Here is a 19,226-nt window from a genome sequence, read left to right on the forward strand (position 1 = left end):
CAATCTAGCAATTCCTACATTTGCGACCGAAGGTACTGGACGAGGCCCATATAGGCATTCCCCATCTGCGCGAAGCCCGCCTCGCTGCAGTGCGTAATGTCCACCGTGTATTTATAGGTATCCGGCCCGGCATAATCCGCCATCGGCTTTTCTGGCGTGGTGTCGAACCCATATACCCGATGCACGATCGAGTGGTAGTCCAGCACATAAATGCCTTCCGCCTCGCGTTCGCCGAAATCAGCATTCAAACTCTTGGCCAGGAGCCACATTGCCCGCTTCACGCGTTCCGTGTTGAGCGTGCCGTATTCGCCTTGGCGCCCTGAGGACACGGGAATCCCGACGATGATCTTGCACGCCGGGCTGTCTGCCTTCACGCTGGCAATGAGTTGTTCATAGCGTGCCTTGTAGAGCGCATAGGTTCCAGGGAAGGTATTCGCGTCCGCGCTGTAGAAATCATTGGTGCCCAACAGCACGTGCAGGATGTCCTGACGTGGAATACCCCACGCCGCGCGATATTTGGCGTAACTGAATGCAAAGCCGCCCAGCGTTTCCAGCGTGATGGCCGCCCAGGCCGCGCCAGTCCAGACGATATAGCCGCCGCCCTCGCTCATCACGTCACCCACGGCAGGGGCTTTCTTGCGGCCCGTTACGGCGTCGAACTGATCCCGGATGCCAAAGAAGTAGGTCGCGTTGTAGCTGGGCGAGGCCGAGTTCGCATCAATCCAGAATGACGTCGGCCCGAAGTGCTTGAAATTGTTCACAGGCTGCATGAAGGGCGACAGGTATCCACGATTGTCCACCGTGAAATAGCTTTCCATCGTCCAGCCACCCTGGCCCTCGCATTTCACTGGCTGATTGGTGGAATTGGCCGTGCGGTTGCCGCTATAGGTGATGCCGGCAGCGGCCGGCGTTGCATTGATGACGTTCGTCCAGGTCATACGCCCGGAGAAGCTGTCGCCGATGCTCCCCATGTTGATCGGCGTGGTGTTGGCCGGATCGGTGATCCTCACCTGGTACCATTTTCCGGCCGCGCCCGCCACGAAGTCGAAGCTGCTACCCACCACCGTGGCGCTGCCATTGACGGTGGTGTTGACCTGGCCAAGCACCGGCAGCAATTTGCGCGCCTCGCCAGTTTCCTTGCTGCTCTCTTCATCAGCTGACATGGAAATGCCGATATGCCCTGCATGCGCCTGGAAATCCCTGACGATGTTCTCGTAGTACAGCGCGAGTTCCTTGCCGGCCGGCACGTAGTGCGTCGTCGCCAGTACGGGAGCCTCCATGGCCGGCGTGCCTGGCGTACCGGCGCCATCAACAGCGATGGGAGTGCCGTCGGCGGCGCGCAGCTCGTAGCGGTACTCCTCAAACGGCGTAGAGACGTTGCCGCGCTCCAGCTGGATCGCCTCGATTCCGTAGTGCGGTACAGTAAATCGGATAAATGCCACCCCGCTCGGGATAGTAATGCGGTCGATCAGCGCGTTTTCATCATAGCCACCAGGGACCACCACTCTATGTTCATTGAACAGGCACGACATACGGACTACGGCCGCGTTGAAAACATACGTTCCGGGTTCTACAGCGATGTAGTCTGAATAGTCGTAGTTCGCATTTTCCGCCTCGACCCCGCCAGGGGACAAATACCGCCCGACCGTTACCGTCCGTTGGTTAAACAGATTTTTCCCGACTTGCAGGAAATTGGTAGCCTGGGGAGTCACCTGGAGCGGCGTGTTGTTCTCACCCTTGAAGTACAGGCCATACTGCTCGAAGCCTGTCGGCGCATTCCCTTCCTCCAGCTGCAACGACACACTGTCATGCGCCACCGCGATACGGATGAATGCGACGCCCTCGGGGATAACCAGGGTTCCCACGGAAACGGCCCCATCATAGCCACCAGGGATGACGTTTTTGTTCGCGTCATAGTTGCACGAAAACCGGATACCTTGCAGGTTGCAGGTATAGGCGCCAGGCCGTACCGGGATATAGTCGGAGGTATCGTAGTTCGGATTTTCCAGCAGCGCGCCGGTCGCTACGATATACCGTCCGACCGTTACAGTCTTCCGGTTGAAGCGATTCTTCCCGACCTGCAGGAAGCTGGTTTTTTCTGGCGGCAGCCAGCCATTCGGCAGTGATTCGGCAGGCGGTGCGATTTTGACGCCGCTTGCAAGCCGCAACTGGTAGTAAAACGGCTCGTACGCCGTCGCGTCGTCGCCATGCTCAAACTGAAACTTATCGATATCCGAATGGAACATCGTGACCCGCACGTATGCCGCGCCCGCTGGCGCAACAAACGGGTTCAGGCCAATATCCGAACCGCCAGCGACAAGGACACGGTTCATGTCGGAAAAGCACGTAAATCGCATCCCTTGGCCATTGGCGTGGTACGTCTGTCCCGGCGTGACCGCAATGAAATCAGAGACATCATAGGTCGGGTTATCTGCCAGGAGGCCCGTTTCGGTGAGATATTTGCCACGCGCGATCCGGCTCTTGTCGAACAGATTTTTGCCGGGGATCAAGAACGAGGTACGGGCCGGAGCAATCTTTTCCAGCGCTGACGGATAGGCTGCGATCAGCACCGAGGCCGCGCTGCTGGTCCGCCGGTACTCAAACGCAGCTACATCGCCGCTGCCTTGCACCTTGAATGCCTGGCCATCTGCGACAGCAGCGCGGCCAGTCGGCTCGTCGACGTAGACACCTGCGCCGATGATCGCAGCATCCCGCGCGGATTCGGCGCCCAGGCGCGCGGCGGCCGCCAGCAGCGCCTGCGCCTCGGTCACGCTGAAAACCGCCTCAGAAAACTGGTTGTAGTCGTCGGTGGGAACCAGTCCAGCCCGCTCGATCACACGAACCAAAGCCTCCTGGACTGCATTGCAGAATTGAGCAGACAGGTAGGTTGGTTGCGATACGCCCGCCACTGCCGTGGCAAAGCCGTCCCGGCCAGGCCCGAACATATCGACCGAACGGTTTGCAGTATCAATGCGCTTCATTGCGGCTCCTTATTTTCAATGGCAGGCTGGGTGTGTTGATGATTCAAGCCGATGGACGTGGTATGAGGCGCAGCAGCGGCGCCGACAATCACGTTGCGCAGGCCCTCAGTGGCGGCGGCCCCTTGGCGGACCTCTTTCGCAGTATTGATCGACAAGATCGGCATCCAGGCGATCGCGCACGCCCACTCGTCGATCTCGGCGCCGCTCTGCGGATGAGTGCCGCGTACCGGGGTAAACCAGCTGCACTCCAGGCCCTTACAGTCCTTTTTAATGAGCGGACAAAACTTTCCGTTTTCAAGTTTCATTTTTTAGTCTTTGGTTGCGATGATGATGTCCACGTACAGGACGTTAAGATCGAGGCTGTGGGTATGGGCTTGGCCGCCGCCAGCATCACCGGTAGTCACACCAGGGAATGTCGATGCGCTGCCGCCATCACCAAGATGGGCACTGGAACCATCGCGGGCGTACACAGGGGCACTGTGGCTGTGCGCTGGAATTTCAGCGACGGTCAGGGCATGTGCCCCTACACTTCCATTGACGAATGCCGCGCTGAAGTTGATGGCGCCACCTGATCCGGCCAGGCCGGAAACGACCCGTAACGCCTTGTCGTGGTGATCCGTGCTCTTGGTCCAGCCCAGAGGCGCGGACGATTGCTGAAACAGCATGCGCGTTCCGCTGGGGATCAGCGCCGCTACCTTGGCCGTGGCATCGAGGGCGGCGGCAACGCGCGCAGCATTGGCCTTGTTCGTGGCATCCAGGTCCGCCGTGGCAATCGCGGTCGCGCGTGCGCCGGCGGCCTTGTTGGTCGCGTCGACTGCAGCGGCAATAATGGCCGCATCGCGGGCGGTGCCGTCCAACACTGTCAGCGCTGCCACGAACTGATCCATATCTGCCTCAGAGAGCGCCAGGCCAGCAGCCTCAATGGTGCGGACGATCGATTCCTGTACTGCGTTAAACCACTTCGGCGTCAGTGCTGTGGCAAGAGATACCCCGGGCACTTGAGGCCGGAAACCATCTTTCCCGGGGCCAAAGAGATCTATGGCGCGATCAGGGCCGTCAATTCGCTTCATACAATTCCTTCATAGGTAAAAATGACATTGGTGTGTGCGGGTTTGAGTTGCATAAATCTGCACTCCAGTGCTCCAAAATCGTAGGCGTCGATCAGACTGTCGGCGGGTGAATTGGCCCGGAACATTGAATAATTGTTCTCCTCGTGGGGTAAGTTCACCATCCATACAAAGCGCCACGCCTCATTCACTACCGGGACTTCGCAGGTCATTTCGCAGTGAGTAGGCCGAAATTCGGTAATGGTGGTGTCCTGGTAGCCAAGATCCGCCGCCAGTTGCAGGAAGTAGGCTTTTGAAAGTGATCCTTGCTCGGTTAGCTTGCTGATCACGCGTGCGCGTCGATCTTTCATCGATCCGGGTTCGATGCAGCAGCTACCACATGCGCCAGTAAAAGCTTCCCATTCCGGCAGCAGTTGAAATGAGGTGTCAGGATTCAGTTCATCGAGTAGCAACTGCAGGCGCAGATCGAAGGTGGCGGCCATGTGGGCCAACGCGGCAAGTAACCGCGTAATACTTGCACCTGGCGAACGTGGCCACGCCGCGCCAGTCGGCAAGAGCTTTTGCAGGATACTGACGAAATCTCGTTTGCTCAGCGCTTGCATGTTAGATCCACGTAATGGTACCGAGGACTGCCATTTCGCTGGGCAGACACACGATGTTCGATGTCGGCGTGATGACGGTGTGGTCTGATACGCCTGCGGCCAGTGAGATATCGCGGGTTATGTGCGAAAGCAGGACAGTGTCACCGGCCCCAGCCTCCCGGAGGAACAAGTCCTTTATGTTGGCTTGCACGGCGGCGCGGACGGCCGGCGTGTTGGGTGTGACCGATATTGTCGGCTCTACAAGACGCGCCACAGGAGATGCTACGGTCACATCGGCTGTGATTGGCCTGAGCGCGTCAATGTGCGCCTGAACGTTCGCAATGGCCGCCGAGTCCGGAAAATTGCTTACGTCGTTGTCGCGTACAAAAAGCACCAAGACAGAGCCAGCGCCTGACCACGCTGGTACTACCCAGGCGCGTGTAACTCCAGGGACTTCCAGAGCCCAACCTTTGTAGTCGGCCAAGGTGCCGCCGTGCGCTGGCTGACGAACGCGGGCAAGATAGCGCGTGTACAAGTCTTCCAGCGTCTCGATGTCGCTGCCGTTCGTTATACCGCCAGAAGCCACCACCACAGTTCCGGTGACGCCCACCACCGGGTTGAGCAATGTCAGCTGCGTGCCGGCAGTGAGATTGCCGGTCTTGCCGGGCTCCGACGCCAGCAGCAGCACATTCACTGTGCCGCCTGTGACCGCTGCCGCATCCGCAGTCTCGTAGGCCTGCCCGTTGGCCGCTTGCAACACGGTACCCGCTTCGATGACCGCACCAATCTCTCCGGTGAAGGTTACGTATCCTTCAGCCGAAATGGCGGGCTTGCGGTAGATGCGCCAGATCCCTGCCCACATTTCCAGCAGGAATCCCTTATTCCACGGCAGGCATTCTTCAAGAAACCGACGCAGGTAGCCATATAGCCCGTGCGTGAAGCCTGCCATTACGCGTGCCAGCACACCGAGGTTGCTGCGGCGCAGGCGCGCGTCGCTGCCTGGCAGCTCGGCTTCTATGCTCGATGCCGCCTGGTCATTCAGCGTGGAGAGGTCGGGGGTTTCAAATGGCATCAGTCGTTCCAGAATCGTGAAAATTGATATCGGGCCACTGGCCGGCCGGGGCGGGTAATCGCAACAGTCAGTGCCCGCACGCCCGTGCGTGGATTGCTGGCCACCACGTCGACCGTGCTGGCCACGCCGTCATCGATGAGCCATTGCAGTGCCTCGGTCGCGTATGCACGGTCCTGCACCAGCACGGCTGCGAGCTGCTTGGCGTTGTCGTTCAGCCAAAGGCGGCTACCAATCTTGTCGTCGGTATCAGGGCCCAACTCGTCGCCCCACCAGCCACGTCGATCGCTGCCAGCAGGGAGAGGGTCGTCGGCATTGGCCTGGCGGTCGGTCCACAGAGAGATAATCACGGCGGTGGCCAGCCCATCGTCGGCGGCCAGCAGGAAACCGTTTAAGGCGTAGTCCATCACGGGGAAGGTATCGGCGCCGATGGTGATCGTGGTGCGAATATCGGCCATCACATCTCCTGCTGCGGTTTGCCGGTGGCGCCACCGTGTGGATCGGGATGGGTGTGGCTGTTGAAGATGTCGCGCATCTGGGCCATCGTGACGCCGGCGCCATCGCACCGGTCGCGGATATCGCCTGTCGACTCGACCAGTGGCGCATCGAAGCGCACCTTGGTGGCGGCCGTGACTTTGATCGAGCCGTCCAGCTTGAAGTGCATGGACTTGCCAAGATGGTCCTCCATCACGCACTCGCCGCTGGCCAGCACTGTGGTGTGATAGCGGCGATCGTCGACGCACAGCACGACCGTGTGGTCGCGACTACCGCCCAGGGACAGCATGACGCCCTCGGCACCAGGCAGGGGCATGGAGCGGAAGCCGTACTGCTGGAACAGCTCGGCGCCGTCGCGCACTTCGTCAGCCAGTCCTTCGACCTGGGCGGTAACAGCGTCCGACATCAGGCGGATGACGGCACGGCCGACCAGCATGCGCAATTTGCGTTGCAGCGGTTCGACCATGCGGCGAAGGCTCTCGTTCATCATGGTGTGGTTTCTTTCAGTTCGCGCCCGGTGGCGGGGTCGATGATGACGCCCGGTCCTCTTTTTGCCTTGGCCTTGGCGGCCTTGCGATTCGATTCCAGGCCATCCTTGCCGTTGATGCGGCGGCCCAGCGCCGTGCCTCGCACGCCTTTCAACTGCTGAATTGCGCTTGGGTCAACTAGTTGCAGCTCGGTGACGCTGCCGGCGCGCTCGTCCATGGTGTAGAGGCACTTGACAATGAGCATGTCCTGCTGCAGCCCGAGATAGGGGAGGTCGACGCCAACAAGTGTGTTTGGCCGCCAGATGACACCGGCGGCGTATGTCCAGCCGGGAACTTTGACCACGGCGCGGGTACCGCGGCCGCGCCGTACGTTTCGCTCCCATTCAGCTCGTGCGGCGAACGTCGGCCCCTGGCCGTGCTGTTCGGCGATCACGATCAGTGGCCGATAGCGCGTAATGGCGGTGTCGGTGGTGCTGGCCTGGCCGTGCGCCACCTTGGCGCCATAGTTGTCGGCGTTGCCTTTTCCCTGGCCCTTCACGGTGATCTTGCTGTAGCGTTCCTTCCAGCTCAGCACCAGTTCGGCCTGCAGCACGTTTACGCCCTGCGTCAGTTCAGCGCCGGATTTTTCAGTCGATGCGGTCGAAAGCAGCAGTTTGCCGGCGCCATCCGTCATCACTAGCACACCACGCATGCGCGCCGCACGCTCGATAGCCTCGAACGCGCGCTCGCCGTCCTCAATATTGAAACTGTCGAATGCGGCGCCGATATCCACGCCGGCCGACACCACCACCGCAATGCCGAACGGCTTGGTAATATCTGCGGCGATGCGATCCAGCTTGGCACCTTTCCACTGGCCGGTCTTGTAGATGGCCGAACAATCGATCAGGTCCTGTGTCTTGTCGCGGCCGCTGATATAAATCCCGTGATTGACCTTGTCCAGCGAAGGGCGTGCCTCGTCGACAAAGCCATAGATGACGGTAGTCCCACTAAGCACCACTTCGCAAGCCTCACCAGTGTGAATAGGCCAGGGTTCGGACTGTTCCGACCAGCGGTCGCTAACGCTCATGTCGAACGCGCCGGCGGCCTGTTCGATGCCGACCTCTATCCGAGCGGCTTTCCAGCCCCCATACAGGCGGCCTCCCACCTTGAGCTGCACCTGGTCAGACACTGCGTACCTCCAGCGGCACGCCGCCCGGCATCACAAGTGGGTTCAAAATATTGTTGCGCTCCACCAGTTCTGCCGCGTACGCAGTGCTGCCATACATGCGATAAGCCAGCACCGTGGCCGGTACCGACTCCTGCAGTGTCACAGTGGCCAGGCGCGTCAGGTCCAGGCCGCGCACGGAGATATCCGCCACGACCGCCACGCGCACGTCGACCAGCGCCCGGTAAACAGGGTCGGATGCATCGAGCAGCTGGGCGTCGATAGCGTCATAGACAGCATCGCGCACCGCCGCAGCGTCGTCAAAACTGGGAAATGGCTGAAATACGACGGCGCGCGCGGCCTCGATCACGGCCGCCTGCCGCACCAGCGCGAACACGGCCTCCTGGTTAGATGCCTGCTGCGCGCGAGCCGCCGTGCCGTTCTGCGGAACCGCCGGGCGCGCTGTTGCGGTACCGGCCATGCCGTACGTGGCCAGGCCCAGCATCGCGGTGAGCGGGCCTTTGGTATAGCGCGATGCGGAAAACGCGGAAATGCCGCGCGGCGCATTGAAGTCGAACAGGTCCGTCAGGCTACGCACCTGGCTGATCAGCGCATTGGCCAGGTCGGCCGGCTTGTTCAGCAAGGTGGTCAGGTTGAATTTGAACTGGGCCGCCGAGCGGGTGATGGACGAGAGGGCGCTCAGGTTCAGGCCCATGCCGTCGCGCATCTGGGCGATCTTGTCGGATACCCTGTTGATTTCGGACACCAGCGAGCTGACCGACCAGTCCGGCGCGCCGGCAACTGTCATTTTCTTGACGAAGGCGCCACCGCACGGATCATACGCGGCATCGGCTTTGTCCTCGACCACCTGCTGGGTATCAGTGGTGGCGGCAAAGGAAAGCTGCTCAGCCTTGGCAACGTCCAGAAACACCAGGCTGAATGCCACCATGCCGCGTTTTTCGATGAAACCCTCACGCAGGCGATTAGGGTAGGGCAGCACCACCTGCATGCTGCCGCGCGACGGATGCACTAGGGTGCCCGGGCCGGGAGCGGTCAGGGCGCCAATCAGACGCTTCATCTGGTCAATGTAGTCGTCGCCGATCAAGAAACCGTCGAGGGTGAATTCGCTCGGCCGGCGGCCCAGGTCCTCTGCCTGTGGGGTGTCCGACAGCGGGAATTCGTGCACCACCATCCGGCGGCCGATTGACGTCTCCGAACTGGAAACGTGGAACGGGACGCCACGGAAACTGGCAGGCTGTAAGGTGTCGCGGAAATTCACGGCAAGGCTCGGTCACAAGATGAAGTGAGACCGAGTTTGCCGTGTGCTGCAACACAAAAGGAGGGGGGAGGTTGTTAGGCAGAATGCTGCTGAAACAGCAAGAAAAGGCTATCTATGACGAGGAACGAAGGGCCAGCTGGCATTTCGGAAATGCCTCTGCATACTGTGAGCGCCGTTCATCCAGAAACTGTTGTCCAAAACTCTTTGCATGAACCATCTGGCCGAGGCTTGCAAGCGCCTGGCCTGCCTCGCGGCAATAGCCAAGATTACCGAAAGGATCGTTTTGACTGGCATCAGCCAGTTTCTGCCAGCGAACCAGCTGTGGGTCAATGACACTATAAAAATACCGGCCATAGCGAGTCGTATCGTTCATGATGGTGCTGTCGTCAACGACGCCTTCCAGGCTTTGCATCACCTTCATCAGATCTGTGGCCAGAGCACGCGCCGCCAGCTTTTCCGCTGGCGATACTGACTTTTCACTTGGATTGATAGGAACAAGGATATCCGGAACGGCAGCCGGCAATGTGGCAGGCGCAGGCGCAGGCGGCGCGGCGGTGGCCGTGGGCGAACTGGCGGGCACCGGCCGTGCTGTATCGCTGCCACTGCAAGCGGTCAAAAGAATGAGCATGAGCCCAGACGTAATTCGCAGCATTTTTCCTCCGTTCATCTCAATACGTCATCATCGGCCCTGTATCCAGCCGCATCCCTGTACCGCCCAGGCTCTTTTGCTTTACATACGGACTACCCGCTTCATCAAACGCAATATCCAGTTTTAGCCTGGCGTCGATCGGTGGCGCATTATAGCCGGTGCTCAGCGCGCGCTGCATTGACGGGTTTGGCATGGTATCGGCCAGAAGTTTGTCGACAGCTGGCCGCTCGCCAAACATCGCCTCACCTGCCAGGGTGCCTGCGCTGCTGCCGCCCCAGTATCCCAAGCCGCCCCCGATCACGCCACCAATCGCGGTGCCGACAACTGGGAAGAAGCTGCCAAGAGCAGCGCCTGCAGCAGCGCCGCCGATCACGCCGCCAGCTGCACCGCCGGCCACACCGGTGTAAGCAATTTTTTTCTGACGTTGGGTCATTTCTTCGTCTGAATAGACGCTGTACGCCTCATAGCCCGCGCCCAGCAATGCCAATGGCGCGGCGACCTTGAGGCTTCCGGCAAGAAGGCTGCGAAATGGTACGCCGGTTGCCGCGCGGCCGCCGGCACCGCCGACCCCTCCCATGGCTCCAGCCGCGGCAACGGCATTTTTTCGAAGAAGAAGCAGGGCAATCGAGGCGCCAGCTGCTGCGGCTGTCAGCGTGTTGACGGCGATCTTGCCGCCCTCGATTGCTGCCGTCAGCGCGGGATGCGCCTTGGCGCTCTTGACGACGTGATCATAGTATTTCTCAAGAGCCGGGTTGAGCTTGTCCAGTGCCGTCGTCTGCGCATTCTGTTCCTCATTCAGGGCGAGTTGCCGCTTGAAGCCAGTTTGAGCGGAGACCACATCATAATTTTTATCGGTCATTCCATCGGAATGGTTCAAGACCTTTTCAGTCATTTCGGTAAATGCCGCGCCGCGCTGGCGGAATGCCAGATAAGCGCCACGGGCCTGGCGGTCCTGCAACACCTTGCCGATGGCGGTTCCTTCCTGAAGCTGCATCTGCCGCTCGATGATGTCGCGCCGCTCAGCGCCGCTGGCACCTTTCAGTTTGGTCTCCAGTTCCTGGTAGGCCTTGTCCTTTTTCATGATCCCGTCGATCAGCTTGGAAAACGAAGTCAACGGATCAATGCCTTGGGCCACGCCGGCGCGCAGGCTTCCTGTCAGGTTGATGCCCAGTTTCTTGAAGTCGTTCTGGGTGTCGACGCCATTGATTTTTGCCAGCAGGTTGACCACGTTATTGCCGGCCATGTCAGGCGTCGCAGCCGTTGTAATTGCGGCCTGGTTCAGCGACAGCAGCTGCGCAAACCCCTGTTTACCCTTGTAACCCAGGGCAGCGGCCTCGGCCATCTGCTGCGGCAGCCAGCGGGCCATGTCTTTGACCTCGAAGCCTCCCAGGTTGGCCGAGTTGAGCGCCATGTCGATCACGGAAGGGAGATCTTCTTTTTTGAATCCGAAGTTTTGCAGGCCACGGATGGCAATACCGGCGATCTGCTCAGGAACCGCATTTGCAGCACTTGAGCCGCGCACGATGCCTGGCAGCATGTATTTTGCTTCATCCGTGCTGACCGCACCCGAGGCGATCATGGAATTCAGGGCGGCAAGGGCGGTATCGCGTGTTCCGCCTCCCGACCTCATGGAATTGACAATCGTGGCGTCCAGCTCTTTTTTCCCAGCAATGCGTCCCTCGGTCGAGCGATCGCTGTAACTTACGTTAGCCAGGTGGGCCAAGGCAACGCCATAGTCGAGCGCTGGCTCCAGGTAGGGCATCAGGACGGCCTTGCCTGCGGCGAGCCCAGCAGCTGCCGAGCCGATGCCGGCGCCGATGGAGGCACCGGCTGACTTCAAGCGGTCGAAGGTGGTGACAAGTTTGGTCGCCTCGTCATTGGCTTGTCGCATATTGCGGCGCAACTGCTCAGGACCATCATTTCGGCCCATGCGCTCGATGCGCTGCGTCAGGCGGTCTACCGAATCGCTGACGTTCTGCACGGATTGGGGAAGAGCGTTCATCCCGTTGCTGACCGTGGTGGTCATTCGCGCGATGTCGACCTGGGCCTTGGTGCTGCGCTCGCTCAGGACATTGACCGCGCTGGCAACCATCAGAACCGATTTCGGCAGCGCTTCGAATGATTTTCCCGCGGTGGACACAAATGCGTTGATGTCCGCCAAGGCCTTGGCGTAATCGACGGCGATGCGGACCGCGATATCTTCTTTCCGATCAGCCATCAGCCATCCTCATTATTTATTGTCAGTTGTTCAATGTAAAAGTTGAAGCGGGAACGGGGCATGGCCAAAATTTCTTTCTCGGCCCAGCCCGTTACCTTGCCGAGAAAGAGGACCGACAGCAGCCGTTCCCCTTTCGCGGCAATTAATCTTCCCCCAGCTTGGCCACCTCGTTCAGGCCATCGACGATGGCGTCATAGTCTTTCGGATGCAGGGCGCGGATCATGTTCAGCGTGAAGGGACCGGTATAGTCGCCGACGCGCACCAGCTGCAGGCTGGCCATTGCCGCATTGAAATTCATCGGCTTGTTACTTGGCGAAATCAGCTCGGCATCGAGCATGTCGGCCGTGGTCAGCTCGCGCAGTTCGAAATCCTTATAGGTCGAGCCGCCGATTTTCATGCCTTTTTTGAAATCTCCGGTAAAAGTGGCCATTACATTTCCTCCACATCGCCGTAGAACGTGGCGGCAATCTTGCCGCCGGCGCCGAAGACACGCGCGCTGCCGCACTTCGCGTTGCGCATGACGTAGCTCAAGCCGTTGTTACCTTCGGCGATGATGGTGCCCTTGTCCATCTCCTGCACCGGGCGCAGTTTGAAGCCCTCGATGGCCAGCAGGGTGCAGCGGAACATACCCGGATTCAGCTTTTCAGCAGTGTGGGTATTTTTTGCCGCATCAACGACGGGTTCGTTATCGGCTCCGCCGATATCGATTTCGGTGCTGCGTTCTTCGGTGGCGTAGGTTTGACCGTTGAAGGTCATTTTCAGCCGGGCAAGCAATGCTGCCATGTGGTGCTCCTTGTGTTATGGCTTGCAGCTGGTGGCGCCTACGCGCCGGCCAGCCGCTGCCTGGGTTAATTGATGAACTGGATGGCGGCCGCGAATACATCGAACTGGTTGACCAGGTTCGGTGCGGCTACCGCGTTAACCTGGTTCGGATTGGCGCTTGAACGCAGCATCACCAGCGTCTGCTTGAACTGGTCGACGTTTTCGATGATGCCTGCATATTCCAGATCACGCGCCAGGGCAACCGTCTCGATGCGCAGCACGCTGGGCGTGACGATAGGCTGGCCAGGTGCAAAATTCGTACCGTCGTTTGCCAGCTTGTAATCTGGATAACGGGTGGCGATCAATCGTTTCCAGGCGTAGCGGAAGTAATCGGCTGTCCATTTGCTCTGCAGCTTGAAATAGGCACGGCTGGGCACGCCGAACGCGTTGGTTTTGTAGGTGGTGGCCACGATCTCGATGACCGCGGCGCCGCTTGCGTCGTAGCGCAGGGTGGAAATGCCGGCCTTGAGCAGATTGTTGCGGGTAGGGGTGTCGAAGCGGGCATTTTCCGCTGGCGCCGGGATGCCGGGCAACACCATGCCGTAGTAGGGCCGTGCAGGGTCGCTTGTGCCGCGCAGACTGCACAGGCCGGCAACCGATGCCGCCAGGCGCCAGGGGGCGACCATATTGCCCTCGCGCGGAATGATGGAAACGTGCGGACTGTTGCGGCCGGCGCCATAGGTCACCAGCGTGGCGTAGCTTCCTGACAGGCCGGCGAAGCAGTGGCTTTCCTGCTGCTTCATCGGGCCGTAGCGTTCGGCAAAGTCGGCTTCGATCTTGACCATGTTGCTGTTGTCGGTCCATGGGCAGATCAGCACCACGCGGTCGTCTCCGGCGATTGCCGCCAGCAGCGGGCCGATATCGGGATTGCCGGTGCCGCCAGCCATCGGCGCGATGGTCAGCGCCACGCCGGCGGGCAGGTTTTGGCCCAGGTAGAACGAATGGCGCACGTCAATGTCGACGCCACACTCGCCTTTATGCTTGGCCACCAGGGCGACGGTGGCCGCCGTGGGCGCCACTGGCACGGACAGCGGCAGATCCGGGTTTGCGTTGATGCGACCGGCGATTGCCGTTGCAATCTGGGCTGCCGTGTCGCCGGCGCTCACGCCGATTTGCACCAGGGTGCCGTCCAGGTAGAGCGCGATGGTGCCAGCAGCGTTGGCGGGCCCGGCGACCAGGATGGAACCGGTGGCAGCGGCGCCGCCAACAAGATCATCGACAGCAATGGCAGTGAATTTTCCGTAGGGATTGGCCTTGAACGCCTCTACGGCCATCTGCGCCAACAGCGAGCCGCGGCCGCCCAGCTGGATCACCTGGTCGGCGCTGGCCACCTGGGATTCAGTTGGCGGCGTGGTAATGGCGGTACCGCCGGGCAGTTTCTGGCCGATGATGATGATTTTGCGCGGGATCGGTGGCGTGCCCTGATCGGCGCGCGAGCTGTCGATCTCGATGTATTGGCCCGGCACCAGAACGTCGGCCGGGATATCGCGGAAGCTGACGTTGTCGGCCATGGCGTAGTCCTTTGTAAAAATGCAGCAGTGAGGAAGAAGAGCCTATTTGGCCCGAGGTTTGGTGGAAGCGTTCTTTTTTTCCAGCGCTGTGGTTCCGCCTTCGTCAGCTGGCTCTGGAAGTGGATGAATGGTCAGGTCGCCGTCGCGTTCGCGCTGGTACCAGTACGACGAAAGGACAACCGGCCGACCATCTGGCGGCAAATTTCCGTTTCCGTCCGGCAGCGGCACCAGGATGCCGGCGCGCGGTACTACAAGGTGTTGCGTCATCATGCTGAACTCCGTGGGAGATCGACGTGCATCTGCGCGTCGGGTTTGCTGTTGCTGTAGTCGGGGGGATCCTGCGCCCAGCCGGCGTGCTCGGCTGCCGATTGGTGGGGCTGGGCCACATCGATATCGGCCCGGAAGCTGAGGAAGTCGGCCAGGTTGCCCAGATCTTCGTCTTCTGTCAGGGGTTCGGATCCATCGTAAGGGCCAGCATCGATCGACACCGCGATCCAGCCGTACGGGCATTCGAGCTGGGCGGAATGGTCGATGCCCTTGATCGCAAGCAGAGGGCCGCGCAGTTGGCGCTGGACCAGGGTCTTGATCTCGCGCGCCATGCGCAGCTCGGCCTCCTCGATATCGACGCCTTCGGCCTTTTCGATCAGTTCAACCTGGCCGACCACGACGAATTTCAGAATTTGCTGAAAAATATCGTCGCCTGGCTGCTCTTTGACGACGATGGTATAGATGCCAGCCTTCAGTTCTGCGGGCTTGCGATCAGCGAAATCCTTCAGGCTGCGAGTGACGGTGCGCAGCGGGTAGGCGGCGGCAAGCGCATCCTTGAACGAGCCGAGGATTTTCGATTCCGGAGTTTGCGGATTCATCGGTAGTCCTGGCTAAAGGCCGTTTCGACACCCGTTCGCAGCAGCTCAATGACGCGGTTATCCATTTTGGTCCGCGTGCGCGATACGAACGGGTTCGCCCTCGTACCGTGGGCGGCAATGAAGCGCTGCAGGCCTTTGGCACGGTCGTGCAGTTCATGCTGGTCTGTCACGCGCTTTGTCACTCGCAGCCAGTCCTTCAGCGGCTGCAGGGGGGCCCAGTGCGGCCGGCCGCCGTTATTCACGGCCGCAGCATATTTCACACGGGGGCCGACGCTGTAGTACGCGGTATCCAGTTTGGTGGCCTGGATGCTGTTGGTCAGCAGACTGAGTGCCTTGGGTGCCTGGATCTTTTCGGCCCGCGTGAATTCGTTCGCGGCACGCTGAACAAAGCGCTCCAGGGTGGAGGGAGCCATTTTCTCGCCGCGTACGACGCGCTGCTGCAGGCGGCGCAGATCAACGTTAAATGAGATGGCCGTCATACACCCATCCGTTTTACTTTGCAGGACCACTCTTCCATCAGCTTTTCATACATCGCCGCCGGCGTGGAATTGCGAGGCGATGAATTGAGGCTGTCACGCATCGCCACCGGTTTCTTGATATTACGGATCATCAGTTCGCGCATGGCCTCGGCCTGCGCGCGCAGCAGCAGCAGAAAGCGGTCGTCCTGCGACAAGGTGGTCTCGACGGCAGTTTCACCGATGGTGTGTGTGCCGAAATAGTAGTATCGGAATTCGGAGCCCAGCGTCATCAACTGCAGCGCCGTCGGCGCCGGCACCAGGTGCAGCTCGCGTCCTGTGGCACCGTCGACCGTGCGCACGTCCGGCATGGGGCCCGGCCAGCTGCGCTCCCAGGGCTTGGCGCGCGGCACCGGTGCATTGCCCCACAGCGAGCTTTTGAACTGATACATATCGGCTTGCGCAGGGTAGTCGATGCGGCCGATCTCCACAGTCAGCTTGCCAAGCAGCGTGCGCGGGCGGTGCGTGCTGAAGTCCGCAGCTGCTGTCTTGAGCAAGCGTTGCAGGTCGCCTGGCGCGTCGAAAACTTCGATTGCGTCATGCAGCGACGCGGTCAGATCGGCAACCAGGTCGGCGAGGGACATCGTTCCAGGCATGAGGTCAGTCCTGTTTCGCCGCGGCGCGGGCCAGGTTTTCTGCCGACAGCGCGGCCAGCATCGACTTGCGGGCCACGCCGGCCTCTTCCAGCTCGGTCACATGCGCCAGATCGGCGTCGGACAGGGTTGGCAGGGCTGCTGTGATAACCGCCACGCTGCCGGCCATCAGCTGCGCCAGCGGGTCGAGCGGAACGTCTGGCGCCAGGCCATCATCCGGCGCATGACCTGGTAACAGCGTAGCGTCGACCTCGCGTGTTTCGCCTGGCGGGATGGTGACGCCGCCGATGTGCATGAAATTTTTCGTTTCGTTGGTGAAGTGTTCAGTTTTCATTGGATTTTCTCTGTTCGTTGACCCGGCGCCGATCTTGCGCGCCGGGTGCTAATGCGGATTAGCGGCCAGTGAAGCTGAACGCCAGCACGGACGTCATGCGGTTGGCGATCGGCGTTGGCACCTTGATGGCCGAATACTCCTCACCGTATGCCTGCTTCTTGCCGATGGGGCGTCCTTGAGCATCCACTGCCTCGAATGGTTGGCCGGTGATGAAAGGCTTGCTGACTACGTAGCCGAGCAGGCCGCGTTGACCGATCAGGATCCGCTCGTCGCCCATGTCCACACCTGGTGCATTGGTGGCGTAGGCCGGGAGGCCTTTCACGGTTTCGAGGTCGCCCGTGCTCGTTGTCTCGCTGCCGTCGCGCTTGCGCGATACGGCGAACTGCTCCGCATTGGTCAGGTTGTCGTTCATGGCCGGCGACATCAGCAAGAAGTCGGGTTGCACGAAACGCTGGCTCAGGAGCATCGCCTTGCGGCTGCCGATGCTTTGCAACGGTTTGTTCATCTGCTGTTCGAACGTCAGGCCGCTTGCGACGTCCAGGTCGACCTTGGCCACGTTGGTGGCGCGGCTATAGGTGATGGTGTTGGTTCCGGTGTTGGCCGGTGTGACTGCCGCGCCCAGCTGGTTGACGAACTGGACATAGCCCAAGTTATAGCTGTTGACACGGTAGTAGGTGCCAGCCGCCTGGTTATTGGTCCCGTCGTATGGTAGGCAGGGTGCCGAGTTCAGCACCACGGTGATCGGGTTCACGGCCGCGCCGATGTTGTTGCCCTGCAGGTCGCGTTGCTGGAATGCGCGCACGACAGGGAAGGTCGCGGTCTTCACCTGGGATGCTGCGCCGGTCAGCTGGGAGGTGAACGATTCGGCGGCAACGGCGACCGAGCCATACGAATCGGACGCGCGCTGCAGTTCGTTCAGGATGCGACGGCAGATCAATTCGCGCATGATGCGCGCGTTGCTTTCGACGTTGCGGGCCATGGCATCCCAGTTGATGGCGGCGGATTGCGTGAAGTGGATGGCTTCATTGCTGATCATCATCGCCAACTTCATGGGCAGAATATAGGCGGTGTCCATGAATTGACCGACACCGGCGCGCGGAATGGGTTGGCCTTCGAAGACGATACCGTCGTTGACGATCTGCGACACGTCGCGCACTTCGTAAGGAATCTGCGTAATGACGGTAGCGGTGAAGTCGGTCAGCGTCTGCACCAGCTCCAGCACGCGCAGGTCCGACAACGCTTCACGAATTACCTCGCGGCGGAAGCCCACCGGCAGGTTGGTGTCGGCCATGCCGACCTGGCCGCCGGACAGCATCTTGACCTCGTTGGAGATCTGGGGCGCATGGAGCCGGTCAAACTCGGCCAGCACCTTGCTGATGAAAGCATTGTCTTTTTCGGACAGGCGTAGTTTGCCATTGGCAAACGACTCAGTCAGCTTCAGGTGATCGCGGTAGATGCCCTGCAGCTTCTTCGGCTCGTCGCCGACGATCACCAGGCCCGGGATGCGCACGCTGCCCAGCGGGGCATGGTAGCCCAGCGCCGACAGCTGGCGAGCCACGGCCAGGTCATTACCTTGCTTGATCTGTACCTGCGCCAGCGCTACTACTTGATCTGCCGTCATGTCCGCAGTAACCAGCGGCTCGACGGCTTCCGCCAGCAGCTTCTTGGTCGGTTCGTCGAAGGTGGCCACTGCGCCGATGGTTTCGCCCAAGAGCCGCACATTGGTCGTGCGTTTTTCGGTGATGGTTTGCGCGGCGGCGACGGCGCGCGCGTTTTCCGATGCCATCAAGGCGATTACCTGGTCTTGTGTCATGCCGGCGCCAGCGCCGGTATCGATCGACAGGGTGATGGCCTGGCCGCCGATCTGTTCGGCCAGCTGGGTACCCGCGTCTTCGAACGACGCCAGCATCGTGGTGGCTGCAGCCTCGTCGGTCACCAGTGCGACCGCATTTTCGGCGGCGGCCATCAGCGAGGTAACGACGGCGGCGGCCAGTTTCTTGGCTACCAGCTTGGCTTTCAGTAATTCAAGTGCTTTTTTATGCATGATGTGCAGCTCCTGCAGTAATTTGATTTGGAGTTCGGGATGTATCAGGACGGGAATGCCCTGGTCGGTTACTTCGGACAGCTGGATAGGGTCAAGATGCTTGATGGCGGGACGCACGACCAAGGCTGCACCCATCATGACCGGCCCGAAATCGGTACCGTTCTCGTTATCCTTGTAGTGCTCGTGGTATTCGATCGACAGGTAGCGGTAGCCGCGATTCCGGATAGCTTCCAGGCCAAACGTGGTCCACTCGCACAGGGCGCGCAGCCGGTCGCCCTCGATCTTCAGCTGAATGACCTTGGCGGCGGCGCCGTCGTTCGGCTTGTGCGCCACGTCGATGAACACGTCCTGGCCGAAAACCCGCTTTTCGAAGTTGCTGACCATGGCCGATAGCAGCGTGCGGGAGATCTCGAATTCGCCGTAGCGCGGATCCGTGAATTTCCCCGTCCGGGTAATCGTGACCCAGGTGGATGCACCGCCGTTTCCCAGGGTCTCACTGAGGCCGGACAGGAAGCGCACTGTGCCGGTATGGCTGGCATCCAAACGGATGTGACGAGAGGTTTTGTTCAT

General features: G+C 60.5%; 20 protein-coding genes. All 20 read right to left on the reverse strand.

Annotated elements, in window-relative coordinates:
* Positions 1 to 14 precede the first annotated feature (14 nt).
* The 20 genes from ACP7DW_RS23650 to ACP7DW_RS23745 all read right to left on the reverse strand — a co-directional run bounded on the left by ACP7DW_RS23650 (position 15) and on the right by ACP7DW_RS23745 (position 19,226).
* Complete coding sequence (locus tag ACP7DW_RS23650; RefSeq protein WP_426056876.1) at positions 15 to 2,981, reverse strand: SGNH/GDSL hydrolase family protein; 2,967 nt, start codon at positions 2,979 to 2,981, stop codon at positions 15 to 17.
* Positions 2,978 to 3,286: a hypothetical protein gene (locus tag ACP7DW_RS23655; protein WP_426056875.1), complete on the reverse strand. Its 309-nt coding sequence runs from the start codon at positions 3,284 to 3,286 to the stop codon at positions 2,978 to 2,980. The genes ACP7DW_RS23650 and ACP7DW_RS23655 overlap by 4 nt, the downstream gene beginning before the upstream one ends.
* 3 nt (positions 3,287 to 3,289) lie before the next feature.
* Complete coding sequence (locus ACP7DW_RS23660; protein ID WP_426056874.1) at positions 3,290 to 4,051, reverse strand: hypothetical protein; 762 nt, start codon at positions 4,049 to 4,051, stop codon at positions 3,290 to 3,292.
* Positions 4,048 to 4,650, reverse strand: a complete 603-nt coding sequence (locus tag ACP7DW_RS23665; protein ID WP_426056873.1) for a YmfQ family protein — start codon at positions 4,648 to 4,650, stop codon at positions 4,048 to 4,050. The genes ACP7DW_RS23660 and ACP7DW_RS23665 overlap by 4 nt, the downstream gene beginning before the upstream one ends.
* A 1-nt stretch (position 4,651) precedes the next feature.
* Positions 4,652 to 5,701 carry a baseplate J/gp47 family protein gene (locus ACP7DW_RS23670; RefSeq protein ID WP_426056872.1) on the reverse strand — a complete coding sequence of 350 codons (1,050 nt, stop codon included), beginning with the start codon at positions 5,699 to 5,701 and terminating at the stop codon, positions 4,652 to 4,654.
* Complete coding sequence (locus ACP7DW_RS23675) at positions 5,701 to 6,156, reverse strand: phage GP46 family protein (RefSeq protein ID WP_426056871.1); 456 nt, start codon at positions 6,154 to 6,156, stop codon at positions 5,701 to 5,703. The genes ACP7DW_RS23670 and ACP7DW_RS23675 overlap by 1 nt, the downstream gene beginning before the upstream one ends.
* Positions 6,156 to 6,683, reverse strand: coding sequence for a phage baseplate assembly protein V (locus ACP7DW_RS23680; protein ID WP_426056870.1), 528 nt, complete (start codon positions 6,681 to 6,683; stop codon positions 6,156 to 6,158). Before ACP7DW_RS23680 ends, ACP7DW_RS23675 begins: the two co-directional genes overlap by 1 nt.
* Entirely contained in the window at positions 6,680 to 7,849 is a 1,170-nt protein-coding gene (locus ACP7DW_RS23685) for a phage baseplate assembly protein (RefSeq protein ID WP_426056869.1), read from the reverse strand. Before ACP7DW_RS23685 ends, ACP7DW_RS23680 begins: the two co-directional genes overlap by 4 nt.
* Complete coding sequence (locus ACP7DW_RS23690; protein ID WP_426056868.1) at positions 7,842 to 9,104, reverse strand: DNA circularization protein; 1,263 nt, start codon at positions 9,102 to 9,104, stop codon at positions 7,842 to 7,844. The genes ACP7DW_RS23685 and ACP7DW_RS23690 overlap by 8 nt, the downstream gene beginning before the upstream one ends.
* A 112-nt stretch (positions 9,105 to 9,216) precedes the next feature.
* Complete coding sequence (locus tag ACP7DW_RS23695; RefSeq protein ID WP_426056867.1) at positions 9,217 to 9,756, reverse strand: hypothetical protein; 540 nt, start codon at positions 9,754 to 9,756, stop codon at positions 9,217 to 9,219.
* 16 nt (positions 9,757 to 9,772) lie between these two features.
* Entirely contained in the window at positions 9,773 to 11,971 is a 2,199-nt protein-coding gene (locus ACP7DW_RS23700) for a phage tail tape measure protein (protein WP_426056866.1), read from the reverse strand.
* 142 nt (positions 11,972 to 12,113) lie between these two features.
* Positions 12,114 to 12,401, reverse strand: a complete 288-nt coding sequence (locus ACP7DW_RS23705; RefSeq protein WP_099388441.1) for a phage tail assembly protein — start codon at positions 12,399 to 12,401, stop codon at positions 12,114 to 12,116.
* Positions 12,401 to 12,754: a phage tail tube protein gene (locus ACP7DW_RS23710; protein ID WP_099388440.1), complete on the reverse strand. Its 354-nt coding sequence runs from the start codon at positions 12,752 to 12,754 to the stop codon at positions 12,401 to 12,403. Before ACP7DW_RS23710 ends, ACP7DW_RS23705 begins: the two co-directional genes overlap by 1 nt.
* Before the next feature lie 65 nt (positions 12,755 to 12,819).
* Complete coding sequence (locus ACP7DW_RS23715) at positions 12,820 to 14,304, reverse strand: phage tail sheath subtilisin-like domain-containing protein (protein ID WP_426056865.1); 1,485 nt, start codon at positions 14,302 to 14,304, stop codon at positions 12,820 to 12,822.
* Between the two features lie 42 nt (positions 14,305 to 14,346).
* Complete coding sequence (locus ACP7DW_RS23720) at positions 14,347 to 14,574, reverse strand: DUF2635 domain-containing protein (protein WP_426056864.1); 228 nt, start codon at positions 14,572 to 14,574, stop codon at positions 14,347 to 14,349.
* Positions 14,571 to 15,170 carry a hypothetical protein gene (locus ACP7DW_RS23725; protein ID WP_426056863.1) on the reverse strand — a complete coding sequence of 200 codons (600 nt, stop codon included), beginning with the start codon at positions 15,168 to 15,170 and terminating at the stop codon, positions 14,571 to 14,573. The genes ACP7DW_RS23720 and ACP7DW_RS23725 overlap by 4 nt, the downstream gene beginning before the upstream one ends.
* The gene (locus ACP7DW_RS23730; RefSeq protein WP_426056862.1) at positions 15,167 to 15,649 is read right to left on the reverse strand and encodes a hypothetical protein; all 483 of its coding nucleotides are present in this window, start codon (positions 15,647 to 15,649) and stop codon (positions 15,167 to 15,169) included. The genes ACP7DW_RS23725 and ACP7DW_RS23730 overlap by 4 nt, the downstream gene beginning before the upstream one ends.
* Entirely contained in the window at positions 15,646 to 16,269 is a 624-nt protein-coding gene (locus ACP7DW_RS23735) for a hypothetical protein (RefSeq protein WP_426056861.1), read from the reverse strand. The genes ACP7DW_RS23730 and ACP7DW_RS23735 overlap by 4 nt, the downstream gene beginning before the upstream one ends.
* Before the next feature lie 16 nt (positions 16,270 to 16,285).
* The gene (locus ACP7DW_RS23740; RefSeq protein WP_426056860.1) at positions 16,286 to 16,612 is read right to left on the reverse strand and encodes a hypothetical protein; all 327 of its coding nucleotides are present in this window, start codon (positions 16,610 to 16,612) and stop codon (positions 16,286 to 16,288) included.
* Between the two features lie 58 nt (positions 16,613 to 16,670).
* The gene (locus ACP7DW_RS23745; protein WP_426056859.1) at positions 16,671 to 19,226 is read right to left on the reverse strand and encodes a phage protease; all 2,556 of its coding nucleotides are present in this window, start codon (positions 19,224 to 19,226) and stop codon (positions 16,671 to 16,673) included.

The organism is Janthinobacterium sp. PSRC1-1, assembly GCF_049897525.1.
GTDB classification, from domain to species: domain Bacteria; phylum Pseudomonadota; class Gammaproteobacteria; order Burkholderiales; family Burkholderiaceae_D; genus Janthinobacterium; species Janthinobacterium tructae.